Here is a 20,587-nt window from a genome sequence, read left to right as displayed (position 1 = left end):
TCAAAAAATTGACACTACACGGAATTTGCAATAACTATTCCAAGTTATTAATTTGGCTTATTTAGTATTTGTAGGCATCGGGGATTGGCAGGGTTTTATTCAATTTTGTAGGGCGTTTACCGCGGCCTTTTTGAAAGCGTTTAAGCTGAAATACATAAGCTAAAACTTGTGCGACCGCTGTAAATAATTGGTCAGGAATTTGCTCGCCCACCTCAGCCGTATGATACAGTGCCCGCGTCAACATAGGGGATTCTACAATCGGTACTTCGTTACCTATGGCTATTTTTCTAATTTGCATCGCCATCTCATCAACGCCTTTTGCAACTAATATAGGCGCACCAGCGCGCTCTGTATCGTACTTTAATGCCACTGAGTAATGAGTAGGGTTGGTAACAACTACATCGGCATCCGGTACATCCTGCATCATGCGTCGCTGAGACATTTGTCTTTGCGTTTGTCTTATACGCGCTTTAATTTGCGGATCACCTTCAGAATTTTTATATTCATCTTTGACTTCTTGCAGAGTCATTTTTAATTCTTTGTGATGTTTATGGCTTTGATATGGTGCATCAATCGCAGCAATAATGGTTAAGGTGCAGGTTAGCCCTAAAAACATCCATGCGAGTATCTCTAAGGCATGAATGATATTGCCCGGCGCACTTTCAATACTCAGATGAAGAATTTCATCAAAGAAGGTGTTAATTAAAAAGATAGCAAAGCCCGCGACGACCACAAACTTTAAAATCGATTTTACCAGCTCGACGCCCGCTTGTGGACCTAACATCCGCTTGATGCCTTTTGCTGGTGACATTTTACTCGCTTTAGGTGCGGCCGCCTCCCAACTAAAGTTAAAACCACCTAACAAGGTATTACCTATGATACCCGCCAGCACAATAATAAACACGAACATCGCCATCGGAAATACCAGCGCATCAGCTACCGCTCCCCACACAGAAAACATTTTAGTGGTATCGTATGTTTCATTGCGGTTTAAGCTCAGCATGCGACCCATTATATTATACAGTCCCTTGCCAATCTCAGGTCCGTACATAAGCAATGAAATAGCTGAAAAAATAAGTACAAACATTGTGCCGAGCTCTTTTGAGCGTGCAACTTGGCCTTTCTTTTTCGCGTCGCTTACTTTTTTCCCGGTGGGTTCTTCGGTTTTTTCTTGACCTGAATCTTCAGCCATCACGCTCTCCTATGGGGAACAACCAACTAAAGTGCACATTAATTCAATCATCTTTAACCATTGAAATTCAAATTGAGTAACAAAGTTACCTAAGGTTGCCCAAATAATGACTAAACCTGCAACCAAGGTAAATGGAAAACCGATTGAAAAAATATTTAACTGTGGTGCTGCGCGTGTCATTACACCAAACGACATATTAATCACCAGCATTGCCGTTAAAGGCGCCAAAGATAACACCAAGGCGGTAGTAAACATCCAGCCACCCCACGTCACTATGTCCCAATAATGATCCACTGCCCACCAATTACCGTCAATCGGCAAAACGTCAAAACTATGCACTACCATTTGGATCATCATTAAATGGCCATTAAATACAAAAAATAATAGCGTTGCTAGAATCAAATAAAATTGCCCAACAGCAGGCACACTCATACCATTTGAAGGATCAACGACTGAAGCAAAACCAAGGCCTGTTTGCATTGCTAATATTTGCCCTGCTAACACAAAAGTATTCAACATCAGTACAGACGCAAAACCTATCGCAACACCGATTAGCATTTGTTGAATAACCACCAAGATCATTTCAAAAGAGAATAAGTTATTAAATGTCGCAGGCGGAAGTACTGGTACAGCTAAAAAGGTAATCATGACCGCTAGACCCATCTTGATCCGCGTAGGCACATTTTTGGCGCCCAGCCCCGCCATGATCATAATCATCGAGCTGATCCGTACTAGTGGTAACAAAAAATCACTCAGCCACTGAATAATAACCGAAAATGGGAATTCCATATTAGCCTGCAATTTCAGGAATAATTAACACTATTCGACTAAAGAAATCCATTAATTCTTGGGTTAACCAATGCCCTCCGACAATCAAGGCGCCGATAGTAATTAATAGCCGCGGCAAAAAGCTTAATGTTTGTTCATTGATTGACGTTGCGGCCTGAAATACGGCTACAACTAAACCCACTAATAAGCCTGGCACCACAATTGCCGATACCAATTTAATAACTAAAAATAATGCATTACTGAGAATATCGACGAAGATTTCTGGTTCCATGGTGTCCTCCTAGCCTTTGTAGGCAAAGCATTGTATTGCCACATTAAGTGCCTAAGCCAAAACTTTTAGCTAAAGTCCCCATCACTAAACTCCAGCCATCGACCAATACAAATAGCATAATTTTAAATGGCATAGACACAATCATCGGCGAGAGCATCATCATACCCATGGCCATCAATACTGAAGCCACAACTAAATCGACTATCAAAAATGGAATAAAAAACATAAAACCAATTATAAATGCGGTTTGTAATTCACTGGTTATAAATGCGGGGATCAAGACAATTAATGGCGTCGCTTCAGGTGAGTCTAACGTGTCATAACCGGCAATTTTAGCGAAAGTTTCTAAATCTTTAATGCGCACTTGTGAAAGCATGAATTCCTTCATAGGCTCTTTAGCTAGTTCAAGCGCTTGAATCGAGGTCACCTGCTCATTTAAATATGGCTCAATGGCTTGCTGATTCACTTTCTGATAAACCGGCGCCATTATAAAAATACTTAAAAATAGCGACATACCTAACAATATTTGATTTGATGGTGTTTGCTGCAAGCCAATTGCTTGGCGTAAAATAGCCAGTACTACAATAATACGAGTAAATGAGGTCATCATGATCACCGCTGCGGGAATAAAACTCAACGCGGTCATAATCGCCAGTACTTGCAAGGTTACAGAGTAATCTTGCGAGCCATCAGGGTTGGTTGTAATACTTAACGCTTCAATGCCTTCGGCGTTAACTGAGGGAATAAAAACGAATGCAAAAAGTATAAGCAGCCACTTAGTCATATTATTAATTCTTTTTAATGTGGTTAGTTTGTGGGTTTAATAGTTTGCCAAAACGTTGTGCAAGGGCTGGCAACTCTGTTTCTGTCAACGGGGTTTCTAATTTATGCAGGTAGTTAATACTGTGCGGCGTGACACCTAATAAATGCTGACAATTATCAATTTCGACGACCATTAATCGCTCTCGCGCACTTAACGGTAAACTACGTACCACTTTAAATTCGTCGGTATTTGCTAAATTGGGGTTTAGTTTTTTAACCAAAAATGCCAGTACCACAATCAGTACTAGCACCATGATTAAAGACATGACCATTGAGAGTAAGTCACCCATAGGTGTCGCTGCGCTAGCTGCAGTCGATAAAAAAAACCAACTGCTCATCGCAGCTTTTTGATCCGTTCAACTTGGCTGATCACGTCAGTCAGGCGGATACCAAATTTATCATTAACTACGACCACTTCACCGTGCGCTATCAATGTACCATTAACTAATACATCCAGTGGCTCACCGGCAACACGATCAAGTTCTACAACTGAGCCTTGGTTAAGCTGGAGTAAGTTACGAATATTGATTTTTGAACGCCCAACTTCCATCGAAATAGTTACCGGGATATCTAAAATTGTATCGAGTTTGCGTTTTTCTTCGCCACTCATTTCATGTCTAGTATCACTTAACTCGTCAAGTTCAGTTACTTTGGCATCGTCCGAACTGTCGGTTCCTTCAGCTTCGGCTAAAGCAGCTGCCCATTCGTCCATTGTATCTTGGTCATCACTCATACTATTAAACCTTTTAATTCTCTTACCAGTCTAAATCTACGCCATCTGAAAGGTGTAAATCATCTTCTAGTTCTGCTAATTCCGCATCTGAATCAAGCTTTTTGCCACCTTTTGTAAAGACATGCAACTCTGATTTAACTGATTCAGGACGTTTAATTTTTTCACTAATTTGTAGCGCGACGTTATCACGAGAACGTCCCATTTTCGCCCTAAAGGTCGGCAATTCTTCGACAAATACCGTTATGTGCTCAGGCATTTCAACCGGAATAATATCCCCAGCCTTAAGCTCCATGATTTGCGCTAAGCTTAAATCAACTTCAAGAAGTTGTGTTGATATTCCAACTTCAACATCCATAATTTCATCACGTAAGGCTTTGCTCCAACGTAAATCGGTATCTTCTGTATCTGATTGCACACCGGCATCAAGAAGCTCACGAATAGGTTCAAGCATAGAGTACGGTAGAGCAACATGAAAATCCCCGCCCCCCCCATCAAGCTCTATATGAAAAGAGCTAATAACAACGACTTCGGTTGGGCTCACTATATTTGCCATTGCTGGATTAACTTCTGAATCCAGATATTCAAAAGAGACATCCATCACGGGCGCCCAAGCTTCTTTATAATCTTCAAAGATTATTTTTAACAGCATTTGTACAATACGGCGCTCTGTAGGGGTAAACTCACGCCCCTCTATTTTGGCGTGATAACGTCCATCAGCACCAAAAAAGTTATCTACCAAGATAAACACTAAACGCGCTTCCATAGTAATTAGACCAGTGCCTTTTAAGGGACGAAAACGAACCATGTTTAAACTAGTGGGTACAAATAAGGTGTGAATGTATTCGCCAAATTTAAGCATTTGCACGCCATTAATCGACACTTCCGCAGTGCGGCGCATCATATTAAATAAGCTGATCCGCATGTGACGGGCAAAACGTTCGTTCACAATTTCCAGAGTTGGCATGCGACCACGAACAATACGATCTTGTGATGAAAAGTCGTATTGTAGCGTATTACCGCTGCCATCATCACCGCCCTGTAGATCCTCCTCTTCGACTTCATCGACACCATGCAACAGGGCATCGATTTCATCTTGGGATAATAAATCGCTCACGCTGACCCCTTATTGCATTACAAAGCCGGTAAACAACACCCGCTCGATTACTTTACTTCCCTCTACGTCCGTCAACGCAGCTTGTACTTTATCAAGCGCTGCAATTCGGAGAGTTTCTTTGCCTTCGCTAGTGCCAAGTTCATCTGCGGTGGTAGTTGAAAACACCCCAAGCAATGTACCTTCAATAAGTGGAATATGCTTTTTAGCCGTTTCTTCGTTCACATCACCGCGCACTAATAATTGCACTTTTATTTGCACAATACGGTCACGACTTGCGCCTGGTACGTTAAAAATAAAAGGTCGAGGCATTGCAACATATAAAGCACTGCCAACCTTTGCGCCACTGCCACTTTCCTCTGCAATTTCCGTTGCTGGCGCAACCGATTCATCTGCAAGTGTTTCAGGAGCAGCGTCCGAGCCTGACATCAAGAAAAAGCCAACTGCACCACCAATTACCAATACCGCAGCAATAATAATTATGATCAGCTTTTTTTTACTTTTACTGCCGTCTTCAATTTCTAAATTTGCTTCTTCAGCCATGCCGCTTTCCTTTATATCTTGATAATAGCGATATTACGAGTGTCACCGCACACCATCAAGTTATTTATTTTTATAGTCTTATACCTCATATAATAGCAGGTGTTAGGCATAGTAATCTATTGATGATGAAGATTGTTGCCCAGAGCCTGGAATTGGTTGCTGAGTTAATCCACTTTCTTCTTCATTTTGTTGCTGATTTGCCTGCTGACCACGGCCATTTTGTTGCCCGTCACCACCTGTACCACTTTGACTACTCCCTTGCTGAATACTACTTTCACCCAGTTCAATTCCCTGCTGTGCTAGCATTTCTCGTAATCTCGGCATTGATTGCTCAAGGGCTTCTTTGGCTTGCTGATTTTGCACCACAAAGTTAATTTGAGCTTGTTCTGCATCGCTACGAATACGAATTTGCATACTGCCCATTTCTGGCGGATCAAGGCGTATTTCTGCTTCTTTATTATTAATACTTAATAATGCACTCACTCGTTCTTGTAGTAACTTGGCTGCATCACTTTTCATAATATTCAACGCTTGCAGCGTAGTTGGATCAATATTTACTTGTCTGGTCTGTGATGCAGGGCTCGCTTGCTGAGCATGCATTACTTGCATATCAGCCAAAGCTTGTTGATAACGTTGCTCATTCCTCTCTACATCAGGGGCTGTAGTTACTGCAGTGGTTAATCCGGTGATCTGGCCAAATAATTGATTTACACGAGTCAGTGAGTTATCTCGCACTTGGTTTTGCTCTGCTTTAATATTTTCAGCAAATTGTTCGCTTTTTAGAGCACTATCTTGCACTGCCTGTGTCATTTCCTGCTCTTTGCTCACAGCCTTTAAAATTGCATCTTGTGAGCCAGATACTTTATTTGTATCTGAAGTCGTGTTACGGCTTGTTGTAGTCGCTGTGGTGGCTAAATTATCTGTCATTGACTGAACGGTCAATTGAGCTTTTGATTCAATCAGTTTTTCAGTACTCTCTGACCGGGCTAATTCAGCAATGGCCTTATTGATCTGAGTTAATAAAGCCCCTTTGGGCTGCTCAGTAGTCACAAAATTTTGTAACTGCTGGCTTAATGCCTGCTTTTGCGCAGGGCTTAACAGCGAAATATCTTTACTTAATTGAGTTAGCTCTGCCGTATTCATAGTCGCAACGACCGTGCTAGGTTTTGCAACGTCCTTACTATTAAGATCTACAAATTCAGCCAGCTGTTTTTGCTGCTCTGGTGTTAAGCTCGCCAATAATGGATTTTCATTCTTTTGTACAGTCGTCATTGAATTAAGTAGCTCTAATGCAGCACTATTACTATGCCTTGACTGTTCAGCTACTTTTTCTGATACATCAGTTTGAGAGCTTGAAGCAACAACTTTAACCGCTTTAGCATCTGTGGTTAATCCTGCGTTCTGTGGAGCTTTATCTTGGCTTATATTTGCAGCAGCATTGTCAACTCTCCCGTTTTGTAACATAGTTGTAGTAGCTTGTTGAATTGTTGACTGCATTGCCATTTCTTTACTTTGCAATGTCTCTTTTGCGACTTGAATATCATCAATAATAGGAGTCACCGCATCATCAGGTGGGGTATGTCCCTTCAGCTGAAGTTGTTTATCAATTGCCTCTGCCAGCACCGTTTTTTCAGTAAGTAACGATGGTTTTAGCTGTTTATCAACTAATTGTGCAATAGGCTCATCAGTAATTAATGGGTCTGTATCAATAATGGGCGTAACATCATCAATTGGACGAGCTCCAGTGCCTTTAATAAGCTTGGGATCTATTTTCTCTTCGCTGTATTTACCCAACTTTGAAAGTAATGAGGTATTTGCAACAGTTGGTGTATTATTTACTCGAGTGTCCATATTGTTAGCTGCCGTGATCTGAGCAAGCATTACATCACCCGACATCGTATCCTCATCACCGTTGTCAGCAGGCGTTTCTTGTGCTTTTTCAGCAGTAATTACGGCTTCAGTTCTAGGTGGCTCAACACCAGTTGAATTGACTTTCGCAGATGTTTCCACAACATTATTTGCACTTTGTAATTGGCTAAAAAAGTCACTATCTGTGCTTTCTTTATCTGCTGCCGCACCACCTTTGGCACTGTCTTTTTTATTTAACTGAACATCCTGCTCAGTTGAGATAAACACTGAAAGATCACTAATAGCCATAATTCACCTAGAATAAAAGTGGCAATTTGCCGCCGCAGTTTGCCAGAATAAATACTTATTACATTGAACAAGCAAATAATATGCCTAAGCTAGTTTAAATTAATAAAAACCCTATTTTAGGCAATAGACTATAAAACGCGACGTCTTTGATAAAATTGATTTGCAGAAAATTCATCAAGCATTTTTTGTTCATTTTTTTGTGCAATCACATTCGCTTTAAGCTGCTGTTTTTCTATTAATTTAGCAACCGCTTTAGCCTTAATTTGCTGTTTAAGCCATAAACTTTGGCGTTGTGAAACAACCTGTTTAGCGGTACTGACAGTATTCGCTTGCTGACGAATAGCTTCTTCAATTTTAGCAATAAAAGCATGATATTGACTAAACCCGGCACTACTTAAACCAGACTTTCCTTTTACATGTAATTGCTGAGTATATTCTAAACGGAAGTTATTCAAGCCTTGCAATTTTTGTTGATTACCTTGCAAGTTTTGCTGCGCTTGTAAATAATTTATCCGTAAAGCTTCTTCTTTATCATTTTCTATTTTCAGCAATAAACTGAGCTTATTTGTTGCCATTATGCTTGTCCTAATAATTGCGCAAGCCCTTGTAGGCCATCATCATAGCTGATCACATCCTTCATGCCTTGTTGTAAAAATGCATTCACTCTTGGCATCATATTAATGGCCTGATCAAGCATTTGGTCAGTGCCTTTCTGATAAGCACCTAAAGTAATCATATCTTTATTTTGCTGGAACATTGAATACACTTGTTTTAACACTCGCGCTTGTTGCATGTGTGCTTCTGAGACAACTTGTGGCATCACCCGTGAGATCGATTTTTCTATATCAATGGCTGGATAATGACCACTATCAGCGAGCTCTCTGGATAACACGATATGACCGTCTAAAATGGCTCGCGCCGCATCAGCAATCGGATCTTGCATATCATCCCCCTCACTCAGTACTGTAAAAAATGCTGTGATAGAGCCTTGCCCTTCGCCGCCATTACCAGCACGCTCCACCAGCGCAGGGAGCTTTGCAAATACAGAAGGCGGATAACCTTTAGTCGCTGGTGGTTCGCCAACCGCAAGCGCTATTTCGCGCTGCGCCATTGCATAACGCGTTACAGAGTCAAGTAACAATAAAACATTTAAACCTTGATCGCGAAAGTACTCCGCGATAGTTACCGCACTTTCACAGCCTTTTAAGCGCATTAATGGCGAGGCGTCGGCAGGCGCGGCGACTACGACAGAACGTTTACGCCCTTCCACACCGAGTATTTCTTCAATAAACTCTTTTACTTCGCGGCCACGCTCCCCCACTAAACCAACAACTATTACATCAGCTTCTGAGCCTCGCGTCATCATACCCAGTAATACCGACTTACCCACACCGGAGCCTGCAAATAGGCCCATACGCTGACCTTGACCAACAGTTATCACTGAATTAATTGCCCGTACGCCAACATCCATAGGCTGCGTAATTGGTCGTCGAGATAATGGGTTAATGGAATTTTGTGCAAACTTTAAGTAATGCTCTGCTTTAATAGCTCCAAGTCCATCCAACGGGCGCCCTAAGCCATCAACAACACGGCCAAGTAAACACATACCAACAGGCAGTCCGGTATCGTTTACTTGTGGGATCACGCGCGCACCAGGTAATACGCCAGAAATATGGTCATTTGGCATCAAGTAAAGCGTCTGATCATTAAAACCAACAATTTCAGCATCAACAAAACCATGCATGGTTTCAATTTTACATTGGCTGCCAACTGGCGCGCGTAATCCTTTCGCCTCTAATGTTAACCCTACAACACGGGTTAAAATTCCCGCAACAGCAGGCGTTGGACTATGGATATGTTTTTGATACTGTTGTAAACGTTCACTTAATGGGCGAGGTTGAGAACTCATTGCAAACCAAAAATGGGGTTAGATACCACTACTATGCAAAAAGCTATCCAACGTTTCTTTGACGCGGGTTTTTATAGTCATATCAATAGATGATTGTGGTGTTTTTACTTGGCAACCACCGCGTTCTAAAGTCGGCTCTGCAACTAACTGCCAGTGGTTTTCAGCGAGTGCAGTTTCACCATAACTATTTTTAACCAGTTCAATGTCTTCAGGATGTAAATGAATACGCACACTTTGCTGCTCATTGGCTAACGCATCAATACACTGCTTTAAACTTTGCAAAATGATTTCAGGGGAGGTTTTAATTTCTTGATAAACTAACGCTTCGGTTAACATAACGGTTAACTGTACAAGCTGTTTTTCAGCATAATCATCGACTTTAGCTAATGGCGCTGACAAACTATCTAACAATGCTTTTAGACTAGTTAGCTGTTCTTCAATCAAAGGTTTGACTTCTTCTTGACCTTGCGTTTTCCCAAGCTCAATGCCTTCTTTATAACCGGCTTCTTTTCCCTCGCCTACGCCTTTTTCAAAACCATCAATATACCCCTGCTCATGGCCTTGTTTTAAGCCTTCTTCGTAGGCATCTTGACGGATTCGTTCCAGCTCTGCCATCGTTAACGAAGGCAGCTCTGGCTCTTCGGGCTCTTGTGCTTGTTCACTTTCTTCAAGCTCTTTGCGATATAAATCGGCCAGCGGTGTACCAAACGCCGTTGAACGACCGTCGAATTGGCGAGTGTCTTGCGTGACATCTGGAATGGGCCAGTTTTCTAATAATTCATCAACCGCTTCACTGGCACGTAAAGGCCGACCTTGATATTGGGTAGATTTGCTCATGGTTTACAAGAACTCCTCACCACCACCACCACCCAGCATAATTTCACCTGAATCAGCGAGACGACGTGCCGTAGATAAGATTTCTTTTTGCGCAGCTTCAACTTCGCTGATCCGCACAGGTGCCATTGCTTCTAAATCATCAGCCAGCATTTCGGCAGCCCGTTTTGACATATTGCGAAGGATTTTCTCTTTCAATGCATCGTCAGTGCCTTTGATGGCCTTCATCAGTACATCTTGTTGGACTTCACGCAAGATAGCTTGAATACCACGATCTTCAACATCCATTAAGTTTTCAAATACGAACATTAAATCTTGAATTTGTTGCGACATCTCTTCGTCATGCTCACGAATTGAATCCATCAACTGACCTTCAATATTGGTATCGAGGTAGTTCATGATATCTGCTGCCGCTTTCAAGCCGCCCATTTTCGCAGCTTGCGCACCGGCTTGTCCGGCAAATTGTTTTTCCATGATCTCGTTCAATTCTTGTAAAGCCGCAGGTTGTACTTCTTCAAGGTTGGCGATTCGCATGGTTAAATCTAAGCGCACTTTTTCAGGAAATTGCGCTAAAATTTCAGCTGATTGTTCAGGCTCCAAATACGATAAAACAATCGTTTGTATTTGCGGATGCTCATTGCGAATAATATTGGCAACTTGCTTTGAGTCCATCCATTTCAATGAATCAAGGCCTTTGGCTCCTGATCCCATAACAATTTGATCTATCAGGCTTGCCGCTTTATCTTCACCAAGTGCCGCAGTAAGGGCTTTTTTGATAAAATCTTCTGATTGGAAGCCAATCGTACTAAAACTTTGTATTTGCTCTATAAACAAGTTATGCACGGCACTAATTTTGGCTTGCGATAGATCATCTATCGCCGCCATTGCCATACCCACTTTTTGCACCTGTTTAGGCTCAAGGTGCTTTAATATTTGCGCTGCATCTTCTTCGGATAAGCTTAACAATAAAATTGCAGCTTTATCTACACCGTCTAATTTATCAACATCAAACGCTGCTGGCAGTTGTTTTTGTTCTTCATCAGTCATCTTCAGTTAACCACGCTTTCACAACTTGTGAGGAGAGTTCTGGCTCATTTGCTACCAAGGCACGAACAGCTTTTAATAAGTCTTCATCGCCATGTAGGTCTGGTAACTGTAGTGTACCATCACTTGAGAAGCCAACCGAAGCAGAATCAAAATCTTTATTTAGCATATCTAGGGTGTTATCGCCAATATCTACACCAGAACTAAGCGCATCATCATCATACTCTTCAAGCGTATCATCTGGGTAAATCAAACGTTTCAGCATAGGTTTAACTACCGCCATAATTAGCACTATGATAACCAACGCACCAAGCACTAAGCGCACAACTTTCATAAACCAATTTTGTTCCCACAATGGCACTTCAATCGCCAAGTCCATAGGTTCACGTGCAAACGGCACAGTCACAACTTCTAATGCATCACCGCGCTGTAAGTCAAAACCCACACCGCCTTGCAGTAAGCGACGAATATTTGACAACGCTTCAACTGAGCGAGGCTGCATAGTTGTTTCACCATTTTCACCCACGGTCGCTAGATAATCTACCGCCACTGAAACACTAATTCGGCGAATAACACCACTTTGCTGACGTGTATGAGAAATAGTGGTGTCAAGCTCATAGTTTCGTGTCGCTTCTTTATGAGTACGACTTGGTGATGAACCAGAGCCTGCACCACCTTGGCCTGCAACTTCAGGAATATTCGAATCCATTGGAGGCTGATTTGTCAGCGCGCCAGGAATACCGATAGCTAAACCACCGATATTATTTTCTTCAAAAGTAGTTTCGCTGCGCACCGCTGGTAAATCAGGGTTGTAGCGTTTTTGAGTTTCTTCAATCGCGCTAAAGTCCATACTTAAATCGACTTGTGCAGTGTAGTTACCCATGCCAATAACAGGCATTAAGATACCATCGATTTTATCTAAATATTCTTGTTCACGCTTACGTTCAATATCATATTCTTTACGTGAGCGAGCAGCTAACGCACTTTGCGATCCTGAATTAAGTAATCGGCCATTTTGGTCTGTTACCGTTACTCGTGACGGCTCTAAACCTTGCACTGCTGAACCAATAATATCAACAATCGCATCCACTTCTTCACTACCGAGCATACGACCACGTTTTAAAGTTAATACTACTGTTGCGGATGGTTTTTTCTCACGACGAGCAAAAACATTTTCTTTCGGGATTGCCAATAATACTTTTGCACGCGTGACATTTTGTAGTTCCTCAATCGTGCGCGCTAGTTGTTGTTCACGACCATGCTTTAAACGTTCACGCTCTAAACGCTGACTAACACCAAAACCCATATCTTGCATGATTATATCAGTACCCGAGTTCGGCGCTTGCTCAATACCTTCGCGGGTCATTAACAATTTAATATTTTGATATTCATTTTCAGCAACAGAAACCACATTGCCATCAAGTTGATAGTCAATTTTTTGTGCATCTAAAAAATCGAGCGTTTGAATTAGCTCTTCCGTTGGCATTTTTCCAAGTGGGCGCATATCTGGTTGACGTGCCCAAATAATCACAAAAATAGCAATCGCTAAACAGATCGCTAATGCAATAATTAGAGTGACCTGGCGCAATACATCAACGCCGTTTAATGCACTTAAATAGCCTGACTTTTGTTCTTGTTGATCGTCATTATCAGTTTGCTCTATACCGCCGCCGGCCAAAGCAAGATCTGTTGATTGGTTAGATTGCGCCACAATAATTCTCCACTACCTAGTTAAACAGGCATATTCATGATTTCTTTATAGGCTTCTACAAGTTTGTTACGAACTTGCACAGTGGCTTCAAAGGCAACCGACGATTTTTGTGATGCGATCATCGCATCCGCTAATGACACATTTCGGTCGCCCATTTCAACCGCTACGACTTTTTGCTTCGCATCAGCTTGAAGGCCATTCACGGTATTGAGTGCATCACTTAACAAATCGCCAAATTGAGCGCTCGAAGTAGGCTGCGCCTGCGTCGGTAATTTGTTTACTTGATTACTACGACCAGCTTCAAGAGCCATAGATTGCATTTCTTGAAATAATGCGCTGTTTTGAATTTTCATAATTGTCTCTGACGATGCCGTTTACTAATATCTTAATAAAGCACAAAACATGCCAACTAATAAATTTATTAATATCAATGATTTGGAGTTAACTCTAGTTGTCAGAGTTTTGACAAGTTTACGCCCAGCAAGGCTGAGCGTAAATCAAATAGCGAAGGAAAACAGAATTATAGAGGCTTAAGCAGGTAAGGTGATCCCCAAGTCGCGCATTTGTGCCAATTTATAACGCAATGTTCGTGGGCTGATCCCTAATGTTTCAGCTACATCTTTACGCTTGCCTTGACAACGATTTAGGGTGTCTAAAATAATTCTATGCTCTTTATCTTTGAGTTCATCTTTATAACTTCCTGAGTCCAGGCTTGGTAATTCTTCAGATAGCGGATTGCGCTCTGCTGTCGCTTTTATTGCTGGCACTTGCAGATCATAATAAGCATCATTCGTCGATGAACTTGTAACCGCCGAAGTAGTACTTTCTGCTGCAGAATTGACCGATACTAAACTTGCTGATAAAGCCGTAGTTAAAGGTGTTTGGGTTAAGTTCTCAATAAAAATAGCACTTTCATCAATCATATCACCGTGGCGTAATATCAGCGCACGCTGGATCACATTATCCAGTTCACGTACATTACCCGGCCAAGCATGAGCTAATAGTTTTCTCTCAGCCGCTTCACTAAGTACGGCGATAGGCTCTTTGCTTTTATTAAGATGACGTTCAATTAAATGCTTTGCCAACACGACAATATCGCCAGGGCGTTGACAAAGTGGACGCCACATCAATGGAAATACATTTAATCGATAATATAAATCTTCTCTAAACTGGTGCTTAGCCACAGCCTCTTTTAAATCACGGTTACTGGTAGCCAAAATACGCACATCTAGCTTAATAGTTTTGCGACCACCTAAACGTTCAACTTCACGTTCTTGTAATACACGTAGTAACTTAGCCTGTAGGCCTAACTCCATCTCAGTGATTTCATCAAGTAAAATTGTACCACCTTGTGCTTGCTCAAATTTACCTGGGCAAGCTTGAATCGCACCAGTAAACGCGCCTTTCTCATAGCCAAATAATGTAGCTTCGAGCATATTTTCAGGGATCGCAGCACAGTTTATTGCCACGAATGGCTGCTCTGCACGATCAGACTTATCATGGATAAAGCGTGCGAGTACTTCTTTACCTGAGCCACTAGGACCAAGCACCATCACACTGGCATCCGATTTAGCAACCCGACTTGCAAGTTCTAATAGCTGAATACTACTCGGATCAGCAACAATCGGGCCATCTGTTTCTTTTTCTGGCTCAGGTAGATAGCGGCTTACCATATTAAGTAGCACTTCGGGCGCAAACGGTTTGGCCATATAGTCAATTGCCCCTAACCGCATAGCCTCAACAGCATCATCAATAGTCGCATACGCTGTCATCATTAAAACCGGTAGATCAGGGTAATTAAGATTAATGCTGCGCAGTAAATCAAGGCCACTCATCGCGCCCATTTGCACATCGCTTACAACTAGCGAAAAGCTGTCTTTTTTAAGTCGCACCATAGCTTGCTCGGCGCTGTCAGCTGCAACGCAATCTATTCCAGACATTTCAAGCGTATCAATCAAGGCTTCACGTAGCCCTGCATCATCTTCAACCACTAAAATCGTGTTGTTCATATTGCCTCCGCCGATGTTGACTTTGTACAAATAGGTAACAGTAAACTAAAGCAGGCTCCGCCTTGAGTATTGTTTGTTACTGCAACGCGTCCTTGGTGTGCATTTGCGACTGAGCTTACCACCGCTAAACCTAAACCAGTGCCTTGACTTCGCGTAGTAAAAAATGGTTCAAATAATTTATCAAGTAAGCTTAAATCGACCCCTGGACCGTTATCACTTACAGTAATACGCACTAGCTCGGGGTCACTCACATCCCGTTGCGCACTTAATTGAACGAGAGCATTACTGCCAATGACTTGAATACTGTTATGAATAAGGTTTTGAATGGCACTGGCAAGCGCAGTTTTATTGCCCATTATCTCGATATCAGGCTCAGGTAAACTAACTTCAAGTTCACTATTATTAAGTGCAACCATAGCATCAGCGCCAGTTTTCACTTCAGTTAATAATTGCTGCATGGAAACATGTTCAACGACTTGCTGATCGCCACTTTTAGCGAACAACAACATATCGTTTACTTGAGTTTCAAGATCTTTTAAACGCGACATCAACTTAGTATGAAAATTGCCTCGTGAGCTTTCGGGCAACCGCTTTGAACCTAAATTAGCGGCATACAAAATCGCAGCCGACAGTGGCGTTCGTACTTGATGCGCCAAAGATGCCACCATTTTACCCAGTGCACTTAAACGTTGCATATGTGCAACGCGTGTTTGTAAACGACGCGTTTCGGTTAAGTCAGTCATTAAGATTAATTGCCCAGGCTCTGGCGCTAATGCCGTTATTTCTAACTTAATTAAGCGACCATCTTTGAGCGATACTTCATGACCATCATCTTGTTGGGGGCGAAACGAGCGCTGGATCACACTAAACCACTTCTCACCTTCGAGTGGTTCCCCTAGCATGTCTGTTGCAATTTGATTGGCTTTAGCGATCAAACCTCGACCATCAAGCACCACAACACCTGCGGGCATTGTATCTACTAAATGACTTAACCAACTGGCTTGCTGGCGTAATTCACTTAGCTCACCAATGTACTCTTCTTGCAGTAAGCATGGGTTATACTGGGCCGCTGTGATAAATTGTGGTTTTAAAACATTAGCTAAGGCCATCATACATTCTCGTTTACAGGATCTAATTAGCTAAATGCACAAATTGTACCAACAATTAAGCCGATTAATTTCAACCTCTTAGCGTTTAAATAACGCGACAAAAAAATGACAAGTAAAATAAACAAAGCGAGGAGACACTATGAGTTCAACAAATTTATGTCGCTGCCCTTGGCTCGATACCAGTAAAGATGACTATGTTGCCTATCACGATGATGAATGGGGAATACCTGTATATGATGACCAAACACTTTTTGAATTTATTACTCTGGAGTCAGCGCAAGCGGGATTAAGTTGGTATACGATTTTAAAGAAACGTGATGGTTACCGCCGTGCATTTTTGAATTTTGATGTAAAAAAAGTCGCAAAAATGAACGAGCACGATGTTGAGCGATTAATGCTGGATGAAGGGATCGTTCGCAACCGCTTAAAAATTGCAGCGACTATTAATAATGCAAAGCGCTTCATTGATATCCAACAAGAGTTTGGCAGCTTTAGTAACTATCAATGGCAATTTGTAGGTGGTAAGCCGTTAGTGAATGAGTTAGATAAACTGAGTGACTACCCTGCAATTACCGAGGCCTCAACTGCATTTGCAAAAGATTTAAAAAAACGGGGGTTTAAGTTTTTAGGCCCAACCACCGTATACGCACATATGCAGGCCTGTGGTATGGTGAATGATCACAGTAATGATTGTTTTCGTAAAGCAGAGATTATTGAGAAATACTAGGTGTTGCTCAGCATAACTTACCCGGATTATTAATCTCGTGATAAGTTATATTTTTTCATTTTTTCAACTAAGGTCGTGCGGCGTACACCCAGAATCTCTGCAGCACGCGCAACAACATAATCATAACGCTCTAATGCTTGGGTGATCAAACTGATCTCTAATTCAGCCAAATAATCTTTTAGCTCAATCCCTTCGTCGGGTAAAAGGTCTGCTGATGGCTGAATTGCTTCATCGTCAGGCTCATCTTCATAATCACTAAAGCCCGAACTAAAAATATCGTTAAACGCATCACGCTCCAGCAGTTCTTCTGGGTATTGTGGTTCATAAGCATCAACTTCAATATAACGATATTTTGCTGGTAAGTCGGGGATATCAACCACTTTATCTGGCAACATGATCACCATACGCTCAACTAAATTCGCTAACTCGCGAATATTGCCCGGCCATGTATGCTCTTTTAAACTATCAATTGCCCGCTCAGTAAACTTAGCGGTAGTACCACTTTGCTCATTAATACGGCGCATTAACTCTTTTAATAATAATGGAATATCATCAGCACGTTCTGCAAGAGATGGGTTTTCGATAGGAAAAACATTGAGCCGATAGTATAAATCTTCGCGGAAACTTCCTTGCTCTATCATTTGTTCAAGATCACGATGTGTTGCAGCAATCACCCGCACATCGGCTTGAATTGGTTTTGTACCACCAACCCGCTCATAGCTGCGCTCTTGTAACACTCGCAATAACTTTACTTGCATTTGCAGCGGCATATCGCCAATTTCATCTAAAAACAGCGTCCCAGCTTGGGCTAGTTCAAAGCGACCTTTGCGCGCTGAAATAGCACCGGTAAACGCGCCTTTTTCATGGCCAAACAACTCACTTTCTAACAGCTCCGCAGGTATCGCCCCACAGTTAACGGGTACAAATGGCCCAGTATTACGTTTTGATAGTAAATGAACATTACGAGCAACCACTTCTTTACCAGTACCTGATTCGCCTAAAATTAATACATTAGCGTCCGTTTTAGCAACTTGTTCAATTAAAAAGCGTACATCTTTAACCGCTTCAGTTTCACCCACTAAGCCATCAAAGGTTTTGTGCGGTTTTGCGTGTTTATGCTCATTTGGTAACATCCGTTGATACTGCTGGCAATCATGCAGTAATTGAGTCGTTACATCATGGTTAAAAGGTTCACAGATAAGTCCAACTACATTGGCAATGCTCAACAGTGGTTTAAGGGTTTCACCAATTAATAGAAATGGTATTGTTGGATGGCGCTTGATCACGCTTTCATGATCTAAGCTTTGCAATGCACCGAGGATCACCATACATGATTGCTTTTGGTATTTTTTACACTCTTGTTCAAGGCTTGCATCGTCAAGCAGTTGCACTGCCTCACCAATAAAGGTAAGCGCAGCATGTAAACCAATCGCACGATTATTATTATTGTCTAAAATCAAGATCATTATTTAGCGAACCACAGTTACTACAAGCTATTAATAATTTAAATTGTAAGCGAGTTTGACAGGGATGCAAGCACAAAGCGGCAGTTTTTTGACATAGATGCCAAAAAACAGACACTAGGCTAATTACAAGTAATACTTAAGAATTACTGTTTTATCATAGCCGTTATAATAACCCTAAAATAGATTCAGCCGATTGGTTAGCTTGGCCACGCAGTGCTATTGACGCTTGTGCTAAAATATCATTTGATACTTGCTGTGAAACCGCCTGAGCATAATCGGTATCTTGAATTCGACTTTGGCTCGCGGCAATATTTTCTTGCTGAGTCCCTAAGCCTTTAATGGTACTTGCCAATGTATTTTGAAAAGCGCCAAGTTCAGCTCGTTGTGCATTAATTTCGTCAGCCGCTTGGTCACTAATATCAATGGCTGTTTGAGCTCCTGCTTGAGTTGAAATGTCGATAGTTGATATTACCGATGAAAAACTACCGTCCGAAGGAGTAACCGTTTGATTTGTATTCGCATCAGGCCCTACTTGAAACGACACCGACTGACCATCAAACAAAGGTTTTCCTGCAAAATTAGCATTTTCAAACGTCTCTGTAATTTGACTTTGTAACTGCACCACTTCTTCTTGCAAAGCAGCGCGATCATTATCATTTAATGCGCCATTACCTGCTTGGATGGACAATTCTCGAATACGCGAGACAGCATCGTTGACACCCGACAAGTTTGACTCAGTCGCTTGCGAATAAGAAATACCATCATAGGCATTATTCACCGCTTGACTGTAACCGTCTTGTTGGGAGGTTAAGCGGTTTATAATTTGCAATGCTGCGGCATCATCTGCCGCAGAGTTGATTTTTTTACCCGTAGCAAGTTGCTCTGCAAGCTTGTTACTGGTTTGCTGTGTTTGGTTTAAAAAACTAGTTGCTGGTGATTGAATTTTCATAACAGGCTCCGACACGCTGATTGGTTAAATTATAGCTTAATTTGCCAAATTTTGCACTTTGTACCATTGTTTAATTAAATTAACTTGGCATCGAGCTTGCTAGTCACCTTGTTAATAGTTAAATTACTGAGAAATGAGTCAAAATTCTCACTATGCGTACTTCACTTTTATAAATAGCTACGCCAATGATAAACAACTTGGGGAACACTATGTTCGATAACAAAACAATTCTAATTACCGGTGGTACCGGATCATTCGGTAAGAAATACGTAAAAACCTTGCTTGAACGATACAAGCCTAAAAAGATTATTATTTTTTCACGTGATGAACTGAAACAATTTGAAATGCAGCAAGACTTTGATCAACCCTGTATGCGTTACTTTATCGGTGATGTACGCGATAAAGACAGGTTACGCAGAGCGATGCGTGGCGTTAATTATGTTATTCACGCAGCAGCTTTAAAGCAAGTACCCGCCGCAGAATACAATCCGATGGAATGTATTAAAACTAATATCAATGGTGCTGAAAATGTTATTGATGCTGCACTTGATAATAATGTTGAAAAAGTCATTGCGCTTTCTACTGATAAAGCAGCCAACCCAATTAATTTATATGGCGCCACAAAATTAGCATCCGATAAACTGTTCGTTGCCGCTAACAATATTGCGGGAGGCCATAAAACCACTTTTTCCGTTGTACGTTATGGCAATGTAGTGTGTTCTCGTGGTTCAGTTGTTCCTATTTTTCAAAGGTTCATTGATCAAGGTTGTGAGCATATCCCTATTACCCATGACGAAATGACCCGCTTTTGGATAAGCCTGCAACAAGGTGTAGATTTTGTATTAACCAATTTTGAAAGAATGCTGGGTGGTGAAATTTTCGTGCCAAAAATACCGTCAATCCGTATTACTGATTTAGCCAAAGCTATGGCACCCAATTTACCTATTAAAATAATCGGTATTCGTCCAGGTGAAAAGCTTCATGAAGTAATGTGCCCTGCAGATCTATGTTTTGAAACCTATGAATATAAGGATCATTTTGTTATTGCTCCTGGAATTAAGTTCAGCAGCCGCAGCAATGACTTTACCGTGAATGCAATTGGCGAAAAAGGTAAAAAAGTAAAACAAGGCTTTGAATATAACTCTTTAAGCAACCCACACTATATGACTCTTGAAGAAATAAAAAACTTTAATGTGCAAGCACTACTATGA

The 20,587-nt window shown here is 41.5% G+C and carries 21 protein-coding genes; 2 read left to right on the top strand and 19 right to left on the bottom strand.

All coding sequences use genetic code 11. The annotated features are described in order from the left end of the window. Positions 1 to 61: 61 nt before the first annotated feature. From flhB to J7338_RS03155, 17 genes are all read right to left on the bottom strand, one after another. Complete coding sequence (gene flhB / locus J7338_RS03235; protein ID WP_210795579.1) at positions 62 to 1,192, bottom strand: flagellar biosynthesis protein FlhB; 1,131 nt, start codon at positions 1,190 to 1,192, stop codon at positions 62 to 64. Positions 1,193 to 1,201: 9 nt separating this feature from the next. Next, complete coding sequence (gene fliR / locus J7338_RS03230; protein ID WP_210795577.1) at positions 1,202 to 1,981, bottom strand: flagellar biosynthetic protein FliR; 780 nt, start codon at positions 1,979 to 1,981, stop codon at positions 1,202 to 1,204. A 1-nt stretch (position 1,982) separates the two neighbouring features. Beyond that, positions 1,983 to 2,252 carry a flagellar biosynthesis protein FliQ gene (gene fliQ, locus J7338_RS03225; RefSeq protein ID WP_210795575.1) on the bottom strand — a complete coding sequence of 90 codons (270 nt, stop codon included), beginning with the start codon at positions 2,250 to 2,252 and terminating at the stop codon, positions 1,983 to 1,985. 43 nt (positions 2,253 to 2,295) lie between these two features. Then, entirely contained in the window at positions 2,296 to 3,036 is a 741-nt protein-coding gene (fliP, locus tag J7338_RS03220; protein WP_169019265.1) for a flagellar type III secretion system pore protein FliP, read from the bottom strand. A 4-nt stretch (positions 3,037 to 3,040) separates the two neighbouring features. Next, the gene (gene fliO / locus J7338_RS03215; protein WP_210795573.1) at positions 3,041 to 3,412 is read right to left on the bottom strand and encodes a flagellar biosynthetic protein FliO; all 372 of its coding nucleotides are present in this window, start codon (positions 3,410 to 3,412) and stop codon (positions 3,041 to 3,043) included. Then, on the bottom strand, positions 3,409 to 3,807 hold the full coding sequence (gene fliN / locus J7338_RS03210; protein WP_169019263.1) for a flagellar motor switch protein FliN: 399 nt from the start codon (positions 3,805 to 3,807) through the stop codon (positions 3,409 to 3,411). Before fliN ends, fliO begins: the two co-directional genes overlap by 4 nt. 22 nt (positions 3,808 to 3,829) lie before the next feature. After that, the gene (gene fliM, locus J7338_RS03205) at positions 3,830 to 4,921 is read right to left on the bottom strand and encodes a flagellar motor switch protein FliM (protein ID WP_210795561.1); all 1,092 of its coding nucleotides are present in this window, start codon (positions 4,919 to 4,921) and stop codon (positions 3,830 to 3,832) included. 9 nt (positions 4,922 to 4,930) lie between these two features. After that, entirely contained in the window at positions 4,931 to 5,461 is a 531-nt protein-coding gene (fliL, locus tag J7338_RS03200; RefSeq protein WP_210795558.1) for a flagellar basal body-associated protein FliL, read from the bottom strand. A 102-nt stretch (positions 5,462 to 5,563) separates the two neighbouring features. Beyond that, positions 5,564 to 7,618, bottom strand: a complete 2,055-nt coding sequence (locus J7338_RS03195; protein WP_210795555.1) for a flagellar hook-length control protein FliK — start codon at positions 7,616 to 7,618, stop codon at positions 5,564 to 5,566. Between the two features lie 128 nt (positions 7,619 to 7,746). Further along, entirely contained in the window at positions 7,747 to 8,193 is a 447-nt protein-coding gene (fliJ, locus tag J7338_RS03190; RefSeq protein WP_149981493.1) for a flagellar export protein FliJ, read from the bottom strand. Further along, a complete protein-coding gene (fliI, locus tag J7338_RS03185; protein ID WP_145239400.1) occupies positions 8,193 to 9,527 on the bottom strand; it encodes a flagellar protein export ATPase FliI in 1,335 nt (444 codons plus the stop codon). Before fliI ends, fliJ begins: the two co-directional genes overlap by 1 nt. An 18-nt stretch (positions 9,528 to 9,545) precedes the next feature. Further along, on the bottom strand, positions 9,546 to 10,364 hold the full coding sequence (fliH, locus tag J7338_RS03180) for a flagellar assembly protein FliH (protein ID WP_210795553.1): 819 nt from the start codon (positions 10,362 to 10,364) through the stop codon (positions 9,546 to 9,548). 3 nt (positions 10,365 to 10,367) lie between these two features. Beyond that, complete coding sequence (fliG, locus tag J7338_RS03175; protein WP_210795552.1) at positions 10,368 to 11,408, bottom strand: flagellar motor switch protein FliG; 1,041 nt, start codon at positions 11,406 to 11,408, stop codon at positions 10,368 to 10,370. After that, positions 11,401 to 13,116 (bottom strand): flagellar basal-body MS-ring/collar protein FliF, encoded by a 1,716-nt coding sequence (fliF, locus tag J7338_RS03170; RefSeq protein ID WP_210795550.1) that lies wholly within the window; start codon positions 13,114 to 13,116, stop codon positions 11,401 to 11,403. The genes fliG and fliF overlap by 8 nt, the downstream gene beginning before the upstream one ends. Before the next feature lie 20 nt (positions 13,117 to 13,136). Then, the gene (gene fliE, locus J7338_RS03165; protein ID WP_145239413.1) at positions 13,137 to 13,469 is read right to left on the bottom strand and encodes a flagellar hook-basal body complex protein FliE; all 333 of its coding nucleotides are present in this window, start codon (positions 13,467 to 13,469) and stop codon (positions 13,137 to 13,139) included. A gap of 177 nt (positions 13,470 to 13,646) precedes the next feature. Then, positions 13,647 to 15,125, bottom strand: a complete 1,479-nt coding sequence (locus J7338_RS03160) for a sigma-54-dependent transcriptional regulator (protein WP_210795548.1) — start codon at positions 15,123 to 15,125, stop codon at positions 13,647 to 13,649. Next, the gene (locus J7338_RS03155) at positions 15,122 to 16,234 is read right to left on the bottom strand and encodes a sensor histidine kinase (protein ID WP_210795800.1); all 1,113 of its coding nucleotides are present in this window, start codon (positions 16,232 to 16,234) and stop codon (positions 15,122 to 15,124) included. The genes J7338_RS03160 and J7338_RS03155 overlap by 4 nt, the downstream gene beginning before the upstream one ends. A gap of 139 nt (positions 16,235 to 16,373) precedes the next feature. Here J7338_RS03155 and J7338_RS03150 point away from each other — a divergent pair, with 139 nt between their 5' ends. Continuing rightward, on the top strand, positions 16,374 to 16,961 hold the full coding sequence (locus J7338_RS03150; RefSeq protein WP_210795546.1) for a DNA-3-methyladenine glycosylase I: 588 nt from the start codon (positions 16,374 to 16,376) through the stop codon (positions 16,959 to 16,961). A gap of 29 nt (positions 16,962 to 16,990) precedes the next feature. Here the strand turns inward: J7338_RS03150 and J7338_RS03145 are convergent, their stop codons facing one another. Beyond that, positions 16,991 to 18,427 (bottom strand): sigma-54 dependent transcriptional regulator, encoded by a 1,437-nt coding sequence (locus J7338_RS03145; protein ID WP_210795544.1) that lies wholly within the window; start codon positions 18,425 to 18,427, stop codon positions 16,991 to 16,993. Positions 18,428 to 18,590: 163 nt separating this feature from the next. Next, positions 18,591 to 19,376, bottom strand: a complete 786-nt coding sequence (locus J7338_RS03140) for a flagellin N-terminal helical domain-containing protein (RefSeq protein ID WP_210795542.1) — start codon at positions 19,374 to 19,376, stop codon at positions 18,591 to 18,593. Between the two features lie 209 nt (positions 19,377 to 19,585). Between J7338_RS03140 and pseB the strand changes: the two genes are divergently transcribed. Then, positions 19,586 to 20,587, top strand: coding sequence for a UDP-N-acetylglucosamine 4,6-dehydratase (inverting) (gene pseB / locus J7338_RS03135; RefSeq protein WP_210795540.1), 1,002 nt, complete (start codon positions 19,586 to 19,588; stop codon positions 20,585 to 20,587).

The organism is Pseudoalteromonas ostreae, assembly GCF_018069805.1.
In the GTDB taxonomy this organism is placed as follows: domain Bacteria; phylum Pseudomonadota; class Gammaproteobacteria; order Enterobacterales; family Alteromonadaceae; genus Pseudoalteromonas; species Pseudoalteromonas ostreae.
This window is presented reverse-complemented; position numbering and strand designations above follow the sequence as displayed.